We start from the raw sequence: 9,412 nt of genomic DNA, 5'->3' as shown, positions 1-9,412 counted from the left end.
ATGTCTCACTAGCCGGTCCCCGCGCTCATCCAAACCGGACACAATAAACCGGCGGCAAATGCGCTGAAATCAATTGCCAGCTTTCGCCGCCATCGCCGGACGTCCATAGCGAGCCGGTGGTCGACCCCATCGCGAGACGCATGCCGGTGTCATCGACAGCGAGCCCGTGCCGATACACGAGGTCATACGCCGGTGCCGGCGGCAACCCGTTCGAGAAGCGTTGGAACGTACGGCCGCCGTCGCGTGTGCGCGTGATGACGAACCGGCCGTCCACCGGAATCCGGCACTCGTCTTTCACGGCGGGCACGAACCACGCGGTGTCTGGCTCGCGCGGATGGACGGCAACCGCGAAGCCGAAGCTCGATGGTTGCGCTTCGATCCGCTGCCAGTGCGCCGCGCCATCGGTCGAGCGGAAGATCGCGCAGTGATGTTGCGTCCACAGCGCATCGGGATTCGCCGCGCATTGCACGACACGGTGCGGGTCTTGCACATTGGCATCGCCGCGCCGCTCCGGCGGCATGTAGTCGGCCTCCATGCCCTCGGCAGTCACGCGCCAGGTCGCGCCGCTGTCGGTGGTTTGCCACACGCCGCCGCACGATACGCCGATTGTCACGTGCCGGCTGTCGCGCGGATCGACCATCACGGAATGGATGCCCGGCGCGTCGTAGCCGCCTCCGAACCATTCGCGGCGCTCCGCGCGATCCCACAGCGCACGGCTGAGCACCCATGTGTCGCCGCCATCGTCGGAGCGGAAGAGCCCGCCGGGAATCGTGCCCGCCCACAAGGCGCCCGGCTCGTCCGGGCCGCCGGTTTCGAGCGCCCAGATTTGCTGAAGCGTCCAGGGAACGGGCGGCGGGCTGGGCGCGGCGGCGCTCGCATTGTCCGCGCTGGTGTCTGCATCCGCGTTCATGCTCGCGTTCGCGCCGTCACCGGCACGCGTCTCTTCGGCAGGCTGCGGCGGGTAGACGGGCACCCCGCACTCTTCCCAATCCGCCATGCCCGCGCGCCGGCGATGCAGCTTCACCCCGAAGTGGCCGAGATTGAGCGCGGTATATAGCGTTCCGTCGCGCGGATCAGGCAGCACCATGCTCACCGGCTCGCCGGCGAAATGCGGCTCACCGAGCTTCCAGCCGCCCTCGCCATCGGCTTGCAAAATGAACAGTCCCTTGCGGGTTGCGACAAACAATCGATCGCTCATGTCGAGTGTCTCCTGTTGAGCAGATGTCTATCGGAATGGGTGCCTTAGCGCTTACTTCGGTCCCATGCAAAACTCGGGTACACGGATGGAACCCTCTTATCCGCCCGACAGCGCCTGTACGACGTAAACCCGGCTTTGCTCGCCGAGCGCGTCGCACAGATGCTGTCGGTCGCGCACCCTTTGGCCGTCGACAAACACGGTGAGATGCCGCCGCAGTGAACCCTGATCGTCAAGGATGTAGCCGCGCAGTCGAGGTTGCTCGGCGAAGACGGCCTCGAGCGCTTCGCCGAGCGTGCGCGCGTCGATCTCGCGCTCGGGCGTTGGGATATGACGCTGAATCGAAGCAGCGAAGAAGATGTGCGCCATGGCGGGGTAACGTCGGGGGAATGGTTGTAGCCGGGTTCTTTAGTTTAGGCGATTCGTCGGGTGCTTCGGGGCATCGCCATGCATCAGACGACGGGCCCCGGTTCATCACCAAAGCGGCATGTTTTCAGCGCCGCGTCCTGTCACGATCAAAACGCGGTCTATCGTCAGGAACTCGTCGAATGTCATGGCCGAAAGAAACTCGCCGTTATGACCTTAACAGCTTATGTGAGTAAGGGTCGAGCCTGCTGCAGAACTACGTCGGCACGGGCGGCGTGTACGACATGGTCACCGGCATCGGCGGTCCGTTCTGGGGCGCAGTGAACGTGACCGGCCTGATCGGCGCATCGCAACCGATCGACCTCGTCGTCGCGAACTTCAACCACGATTCGCGGCCGTACAGCACAGTCGGCTATTTTTGGGGGATCAACAACTTCGTGAATCAGGGCTCTGGCGCGACGGCCTACAGCAATGCGGACCTGTCGCTGTATCTGGATTCGGAGACGCTGTATCTGGCGGGCACCGTCGGCATGAAGACGATGCAGACCGTGATGGAGCATGAAAGCACGCATATGCAGAACTTCTACCGCCGCGACATGCTGATGGGTATGCAGTACGCGTACGACACGTGGCTCGACGAAATGTCGGCGATGATGATGGAGGACTGGGTCAGCTTCAACATCGACCCGACCTACAACTCCGTTCGCGACGACCGCTTCATCAGCTATCTGACGTACATAACCAGGGCAGCTATACCTGCGGTCTGACGACATGGCACGTGGGCGACGTGATATGCGACAGCTATACGACCAACGGCTCGTTCGGCGGATTCCTGAACCGGCAGCTTGGCCTCACGTTCTACAAGGCCTGCTGAACGACAAAAGCGCGACGGCATCGCTGGACATTCTGAATGACGCGATCAAGCAGGTTCGTCCGGACTCGAGCGTCGCGCAGGAATTGCGTCACTTCACCGTCGCGGCCTGCGCGCAGTTGCCGCTCGGGGCGAGCATGGCACAGTACGGCTTCGCATCGCGCGCGGAAGGCGGCTTCACGCTGCCTTCCATCGACCCGTCGAAGATGGCCCGCGCGCTGCCGTCGGCTTCGCCGGGCGTCCTGCTGGGGTACGCGAGCTTCCCGGCCGTGCGCTCACATGTCGCGAGCACCTACCCGGAAACGGTGACGCTCCCGCCCGGTGTGACGTTGTCGGTGGTCGTGCAGTAACGCGGCGGCGCAACATCGCGACTGCCTTGCGTCGGCCTGATGCATGAAGCCATCCCCTTCCAGGGACGGCTTTTTTCATGCATGCTGGGCGCGCATCCACGGGTTTCCGATAACGCATTTGTACAGGCTCACGTCGCTGCCATGCTCCGAAACTTTCTTCTTGCCGCTTTCGTTCTGTGTGCCGTCACCGCGTGTGCGGGAACAGCGCATACGGGCGATCGGGTCGACATGCGCGGCACATTGACCCTTCGCGGTAACGAGCCCTTCACGTACCCCGTCGTCTCCGACGGCAAGCATATGTGGCAACTCGTGGGCGTGGACCGTGTGACCGCGGGCCGGTTGCAGAACCGGGTCGTGCACGTCAGGGGCCGGGTGGCGGAAACCGCCGGGCCTTCCAGACTGCCCGCCGTCCTGGTCGAATCGGTCACGGCGACGGACGAGGCGACCGCTCGCTGAACTTCACGGGTGGCGCCTCGCGAAAAGGACTCACCGCCGATTGCCCGACACGTCCGGGCGCAAATGAAGCATCAGCGCCGCGCATATCACGCCGAAACCGACACGCGGCGCAACGATTGCAACCAGCATGGCGCTGATGAACCCCGCAAGAACGACAAGCGATCTTGACCTGGCCGCGCGACGCATGCGCACCGGCACGAGGCTCGCATCCGCGCCCGACAACACCTGCCTTTCGAAAACGTTGTAGGCGATGTCGATGCAGACAAACAGTCATGCATAAAACACCACGGGCGACGACGCGAATTGCGTGCGCGCAACCCAGGCAGTGGCGAAGGGCAGAAGCGAGACCAAGAAGAGATGGATGAAGTTGATCCATATCAGACCCAGCGTCGGCGGACCTACGAACCTCATCAGGTGATGATGGTTGATCCAGATAATGACGATGAACAGGTCGCTCACCGCATAACTGACGGCCTGCGGCCACAGAGGCCACAGGTCCGAGAATGCCGGCTGGTCCGGCGCCTTGAGTTCCAGCACCATGATGGTCACGATCACGGCGAAGACCGCATCGGAAAATGCGGTCAGCCGTTCCGCGGTTAGCTTGACTTCGTGCATGGCGTCCCCCCGCTTTGAGCAAGACGTTGATCGAACTTGATCGCACAGGGCAGACACTCGCAGGCAGGCGGCTGTGCGGTTCACCGCCGCCGTCATGTCAGCCGTTCTTCTGTTCCTTGAGACGCGCGCGGTGAGCCGCAACCTTCGCGCGATTACCGCAGATCGCCATGCTGCACCAGCGGCGCGCATGACCGCGCGTGTGATCGGCAAACATCAACGTGCATCGTGGACCTTCGCACGCCTTGACGTGCGCGAAGTCTTCCTCGCACACCAACCTCGCCAGCAACTCGGCGATCGGCATCAACAACGACTCCGCCGATTTCCAGCGCCGGTTGGCACGTAATTCAAAGCTCACTGCACCGTCCGCGACATCCGCCACGATTTGCCCGTACTGCTCATCGCGTTCGAGCAATTGATTCAGCGGCCCAAGATCACGCAGGTCTTTGGCGACCAGCGAGCGGCCCTTGCGTTTCTGAACATAGGCCCTGAACCACTCGCGCAACTCGCGCGCCCGGGCCGCGACCGCGTCGAGTTCGGCGGCGGTGGACCGTGCACGCACTGGCGCGATTACGCCGCGAGACGCGACTCCAGCCTGTTCCAGCCAGGCCAGCAGACCCGCGCCGTCGCTGATCCAGTCGACTTCCTCGTCGACCGGCGTTGCGACCGAGTTCAGAAAGTCCAGGCCCGGCGCGTCGGCCACGAATAGGGGGGGATTTGACGGTAGTCCATCTGACGTGTGAAAGCAAAACGAAATGGGAAAGTGTAACCGGTAAATACACGGTTGACAAGTTACGTACAAGATCAGTAACCTGATTAATAGAATCGAACAGGTTACCGTTAGTAAGCCCTGATGGATGCACGTGGGCCGCAGCAGGAGGCTGCTTTCTTCAGAGGAGAGGGACATGTCCGTTGGTGAGGTGAATGTGGTGCTCGTGCACGGCGCATCGGCGGATGGATCGAACTGGAGCAAGGTGATCCACGGTCTGAAAGCGCGCGGTATGAACGCGATTGCGGCTGCGTTGCCGCTGACTTCGTTAGGCGACGACGTGGCCGCGCTCGATCGAACGCTCGAACGGATCGAAGGTCCTGTCGTGCTGGCAGGCCACGCGTATGCGGGAGCAGTGATCGCATCGGTCCGCGCGGAAAGCGTCGCAGCGTTGGTCTATGTGGCCGCGCTCGCACCCGACGAAGGGGAGACCGTCGCCGATGTGTTCTATCGCGGCGAAACGCATCCGCAGGCGCCGAAGCTGGCGCCTGATTCGCATGGCTTGATATGGCTGCCGGAAGCCGCGTTCGCCGCCGCTTTTGCGCAACACGCGACAGCGCAAGAGGTGCAATTACTTGCGGCGTTTCAGCGTCCGATTGCTGCGGCGTGCATCGGCGAAAAGGTCGCGCGGCCACTGTGGAATGACCGGCCGAGCTGGTTCCTCGTCGCCGAAGAGGACCGAATGATCAGCCCCGCCACGCAACATTTCATGGCGCAGCGGATGGGCGCCGAAGTGCATTCGTGCGACGCCGATCATGCGCCGATCGTCACGGCGGCGCAGACCGTGACCGACCTCATCGTCGAAGCGGCGCAAGCGGTGTCGGCTCGTTGAGGAGGCCGGCAACGCCGTCGTGCAGTCAATCACTCTGAGCCTTTCATTGCTCAATCAATCTTGTTCCTATGTGGAGGAAAGTCATGTCGTCCATCTCTTATCGCCATGTCGACATCGTCGCGCTCGCAAAAGCCTTCTCGGACCGCGGCATCACCGATGATGTACAGGTCAACAGCGTATTGCCCGGACCAGTGATGACCGGCCGGCGGCGCTCCTACCTGGAGCATTGGGCGCCGCTGCATGACATGAGCGTCGAAGAGGCGACGCAGAAGTTTCCCGCCGAAGCGGGCATTGCCCGCTATGGCACGCCCGACGAGATCGCCGAGTTGATGGCGTTCATCGTTTCGCCCGCCGCGCATTGGATGACGGGCTCGACGTTGAGAATGGACGCTGGTGAAGTCAAGTCGATTTGAACCGTGTCTCACGATGCTGCCGCGTTGCATGTCTGACCATTCAAGCTGGACTCGGACGAATTGACGCGGTAGTCTGAGTGCGCTGGATGACGAAGCCGGGCGATGCTGGTCCTTGACGACGACATGGAGCGGACATATGCAAGTAAGCACCGAAACGCTGGTGGACATGCTGCGGGAAGTCGAAGCGGATGACCCGATCGACTATGCGGATCTGCCGTTTGGCGAGCAGGAACTGCGGCGGCTCGTCATGACTTCACTCGTCGAACGCCATCACACGGTCGAGGCGTGCAACATGCCGGTGTCGGACATCCACGCGTTGTACCTGCTGAGCACCGCCAAGCTTGTTCTCGAGAACATGGTGCTTCACGCGAGGCTGCTGCTTCTGCAGGGGCAGCAAGTCGACGTGCAGGCGTTGCTGGCGCCGTTCACGCTCAAAGGCAATCCGTAGCGCGTTCGGCGGTCAGGTTTCCGCGCGCCTATAGCGCCCGCGCTGCGATATTCTCTGCCAGAAAATCAATCAGCGCCCTGACGCGGCGGGGCAAGGATCGTCCCGCCGCCCACACCAGATGGACGGGCGCTGCTTCCGGCTCGAACCCGGCCAGCACCACTTCCACTCGTCAAAAGGCGGAAACGGCGGTGCGTTTTCGCCGTCCGAGCAAGTTCTTCCAGGACGCGATGTCGCAAGCGGGCATCCATTTGCGTCTGCTGGGCATGTCCAATCTGCTGCCGCTCGACGGCGGCATTCCGCTGATCCTCGACGGCGCGGTAGTCGGTGCGATCGGGGTGTCGGGAATGCAGTCCGAGCAGGACGCTCAGGTTGCGCAGGCAGGCGCGGATGCTTTGCGATAGCGGCAACCGCAGCCGTCGCCAATCGACCTCCCGGTAAATGCTGTGGGCTATGCGAATACGTTGCCCACAGCCCGATTCGAAAAGCTGGCCACGCTGATGTGGCAATCGGGTAATTAATATCGAAAGCCAGCCATTACCGCATTGCATCACAGCCATTACCGCCACATTCGCGCTTTACGTCGAAAAACAACACTTCAGTTATGTAGCCGCGTCACAGTTGAACGGCCATCGGTTCCCGAAGAAACATCGCACGATTCGCTTCTGTCCGAACCGTTTTCGGGTAGTCCAATTGATATCCCTCTTTCTTTGCCCGTGCGCTCTATGCCGCACACAATCACAGCCGTGAATTAACCTGGTACTTTAAGTTTACGTAATAATTGCCGCGCATACCCGTTTGATTCCACTAACCGTCAAATGCGCAGGTCATGGCTTTCAGCGAACCAAGGTCTCCATTTTTCAAATGGGTAGTGTCCTCCGCTCAGAATCTGAGCCCAGACAACCGCCAGATTCTGCTCGCGCATTTATTCACGCGAACCGCTTCGATAATATTCGCGTCGATTTGCGAAATCAGCGTGTGCGCAACCGCTTTCTATCTGTATCCGATTCCGCTTTACGCCGCGTGGGGCATCGCCGTCGTCGCCTTGCTGATCGCGCGTCTCACGTTGATCTGGCTATGCCGTGCGCGCAACTCGGAAGACCGGCCGACGCCGACCTCAGCGTTTCTACTGGCGAGCCTGCTATGGAGCGTGCTATTCGGCTTCGGCACATTGCTGTGCAATATCAGCGGAAGCCAGACGCTTTTTCTGCTCGGCAACGTTTGCGCGGTGGGTGTGATAGGCGGATTGGCCGGACGGAATGCGGGTACACCCCGGCTCGCGCTGTTGCAGATTTCCTTCATTCTCAGCCTGTTGGGTCTCGGTGCGGCGCTGTCGCCCGGAAATGGCAAGCTCGTGCTGCTGTTTCAAGCGCCGTTCTGCGCCGCCGGTTTCTTCACCGTGGCGCTGCGCAGCAATCGCGATACCGTCGCATTGCTGCTGGCGCGTGAGAACAGCCACCGCCTGGCTCGTCAGGACAGCCTCACCGGCTTGCCCAATCGCGCGCGCATCAGCGAACTGCTGCTGGAGCGCACGGAAATGGGCGCCTTGCGTGAGGATCAACCGTTCGCTGTTCTCCTAATCGATCTGGACGGCTTCAAGGCGATCAACGACAGCCTGGGCCATGCAGCGGGCGATCAGATTCTGCAGGAGGTGGCGAGCCGCTTGCGTGAAATACTACCGAGCGGCGATCTGGTCGGACGCCTTGCCGGCGACGAATTCGTCGCCATCGCCGATGGGATGAGCCAGGTGCGCGAGATGCGTGTGCTGGCCGACCGCATCGTCAAGACACTCGCGCGGCCGTTCGCCTTGAGCGAAGCGCTCGTGCATATCGGCGCGAGCGTCGGTGTTTCGCTCTATCCGGAGCACGCAAAGACGGGACCGCAATTGCTGATCTGCGCGGACCGCGCGTTATATGCGGTCAAACGCAGCGGCAAAAGCGCGTTCGCCGTTTTCGATGCCGACAAGCACGTGTCGGATGAAAACCTGAGCTTGCTGCGCAGTGACCTTGAAGGTGCGCTGAAGTCGTTCAATGGTTTGCGCATGGAGTATCAGCCAATTGTCGATCTCAGCGACGGCGCGGTCTCCGGCCGCGAGGCGCTATTGCGCTGGACTCATCCGACCCGCGGCGAGCTTTCCCCGGCCGCATTCATTCCGACGGCCGAACGCACGGGCCTCATCCTCGCATTGGGCGAATGGGCGTTGCTGCAGTCGTGCTCGGAAGCGGCGACATGGCGGGACAAGGTCGCGGTGGCCGTGAATGTGTCGCCGGTGCAGTTGCGCGAGGAATCGTTTGCATCGACAGTCGCGGCGATTCTGCGCAGGACGAGGCTTCCGCCGGAGCGCCTGAACATCGAGGTGACGGAGACCGTGCTGTTGAACGACGACACCGTGACCCGGCGCAACGTCGCGAGGTTGCGCGCGTTGGGCATCGGCCTTGCGCTCGACGATTTCGGTACCGGCTTTTCGACCATGTCGACCCTGGTGCGCTTTCCGTTCGACAAGCTGAAGATCGACAGCTCGTTCGTCAAGGAGTCCGTGCATGGCCGCGAATCCGCGGCGGTGGTGCGTGGGATCGTGGCGCTGGCGCGCGAAATCGGCATGCCGACCACGGCGGAAGGGATCGAAACTCAGGAGCAACTGGATTTCGTGCGCGTGTGCGGATGCACGCACGCGCAAGGCTTTCTGTTGGGCAGGCCGCTGCGTGGCAGCGAGATCGAGCAGATCGCGGCGAACCCGTCCGAGCATTCCGTGAACAAGACCGCGAGCGCGCGGCCTTGAGGTCCCGCGTCGAAGTAGATCATCGAGGTAGACATGACCGCGCCATTGCAATTTCAGTTGAGGATCACCGTCTCGCCTGAACTGGCGCACGCGTTGCGCGCCGACTCATCCTATGCGGCGCATGCCGCGCTGCGCGACGTTCTGCGCGGACACGGCGCAACGTTGAAATGCCAGTTCGATGCGTTCGCCGATTACGTCAGCGAGGCGGAAAGACTGGGGACGGAAAACTATCCGCTCTATCAATGGACTCGGGACACGATCGAAAATCCGCAGAAGAAAGCGAAGTACTTGCAGTCGTTTACGGTCTATGTAAATGGCGATGAA

Annotated in this window: 11 protein-coding genes and 2 pseudogenes; 9 read left to right on the top strand and 4 right to left on the bottom strand. The window is 61.8% G+C overall.

Features of this window, described 5'->3' with window-relative positions:
* Nucleotides 1–25: 25 nt before the first annotated feature.
* Nucleotides 26–1,198, bottom strand: a complete 1,173-nt coding sequence (locus tag PQR02_RS38600) for a WD40/YVTN/BNR-like repeat-containing protein (RefSeq protein WP_408243086.1) — start codon at nt 1,196–1,198, stop codon at nt 26–28.
* A 96-nt stretch (nt 1,199–1,294) separates the two neighbouring features.
* Nucleotides 1,295–1,564 (bottom strand): MoaD/ThiS family protein, encoded by a 270-nt coding sequence (locus PQR02_RS38595; protein WP_408243085.1) that lies wholly within the window; start codon nt 1,562–1,564, stop codon nt 1,295–1,297.
* A 242-nt stretch (nt 1,565–1,806) separates the two neighbouring features.
* Here PQR02_RS38595 and PQR02_RS38590 point away from each other — a divergent pair, with 242 nt between their 5' ends.
* The 3 genes and pseudogenes from PQR02_RS38590 to PQR02_RS38580 all read left to right on the top strand — a co-directional run bounded on the left by PQR02_RS38590 (nt 1,807) and on the right by PQR02_RS38580 (nt 3,238).
* Nucleotides 1,807–2,328, top strand: a complete 522-nt coding sequence (locus PQR02_RS38590; RefSeq protein WP_408243088.1) for a M30 family zinc metallopeptidase — start codon at nt 1,807–1,809, stop codon at nt 2,326–2,328.
* A gap of 11 nt (nt 2,329–2,339) precedes the next feature.
* Nucleotides 2,340–2,782, top strand: a pseudogene (locus PQR02_RS38585) (M30 family zinc metallopeptidase).
* 39 nt (nt 2,783–2,821) lie between these two features.
* Nucleotides 2,822–3,238, top strand: coding sequence for a hypothetical protein (locus PQR02_RS38580; protein ID WP_408243084.1), 417 nt, complete (start codon nt 2,822–2,824; stop codon nt 3,236–3,238).
* Between the two features lie 270 nt (nt 3,239–3,508).
* Here the strand turns inward: PQR02_RS38580 and PQR02_RS38575 are convergent, their stop codons facing one another.
* Both PQR02_RS38575 and PQR02_RS38570 read right to left on the bottom strand, forming a co-directional pair.
* On the bottom strand, nt 3,509–3,853 hold the full coding sequence (locus tag PQR02_RS38575; RefSeq protein ID WP_408243083.1) for a TMEM175 family protein: 345 nt from the start codon (nt 3,851–3,853) through the stop codon (nt 3,509–3,511).
* 97 nt (nt 3,854–3,950) lie between these two features.
* Nucleotides 3,951–4,553 carry a CGNR zinc finger domain-containing protein gene (locus PQR02_RS38570; protein WP_408243082.1) on the bottom strand — a complete coding sequence of 201 codons (603 nt, stop codon included), beginning with the start codon at nt 4,551–4,553 and terminating at the stop codon, nt 3,951–3,953.
* A gap of 202 nt (nt 4,554–4,755) precedes the next feature.
* On the opposite strand from PQR02_RS38570, the gene PQR02_RS38565 reads away from it, so the two are divergent.
* From PQR02_RS38565 to PQR02_RS38540, 6 genes and pseudogenes are all read left to right on the top strand, one after another.
* Entirely contained in the window at nt 4,756–5,451 is a 696-nt protein-coding gene (locus tag PQR02_RS38565; protein ID WP_408243081.1) for an alpha/beta fold hydrolase, read from the top strand.
* Between the two features lie 83 nt (nt 5,452–5,534).
* Nucleotides 5,535–5,864, top strand: coding sequence for an SDR family oxidoreductase (locus tag PQR02_RS38560; RefSeq protein WP_408243080.1), 330 nt, complete (start codon nt 5,535–5,537; stop codon nt 5,862–5,864).
* A 136-nt stretch (nt 5,865–6,000) separates the two neighbouring features.
* Nucleotides 6,001–6,312 carry a hypothetical protein gene (locus PQR02_RS38555; RefSeq protein ID WP_149671271.1) on the top strand — a complete coding sequence of 104 codons (312 nt, stop codon included), beginning with the start codon at nt 6,001–6,003 and terminating at the stop codon, nt 6,310–6,312.
* Between the two features lie 47 nt (nt 6,313–6,359).
* The gene (locus PQR02_RS38550; RefSeq protein WP_408243087.1) at nt 6,360–6,713 is read left to right on the top strand and encodes a GlcG/HbpS family heme-binding protein; all 354 of its coding nucleotides are present in this window, start codon (nt 6,360–6,362) and stop codon (nt 6,711–6,713) included.
* A 425-nt stretch (nt 6,714–7,138) separates the two neighbouring features.
* Entirely contained in the window at nt 7,139–9,088 is a 1,950-nt protein-coding gene (locus PQR02_RS38545; protein WP_408243079.1) for a putative bifunctional diguanylate cyclase/phosphodiesterase, read from the top strand.
* A 33-nt stretch (nt 9,089–9,121) separates the two neighbouring features.
* Nucleotides 9,122–9,412: pseudogene (locus PQR02_RS38540) on the top strand (hypothetical protein); the annotation flags it as partial.

Source organism: Paraburkholderia sediminicola (genome assembly GCF_046026895.1).
GTDB lineage: Bacteria > Pseudomonadota > Gammaproteobacteria > Burkholderiales > Burkholderiaceae > Paraburkholderia > Paraburkholderia sediminicola_C.
This window is presented reverse-complemented; position numbering and strand designations above follow the sequence as displayed.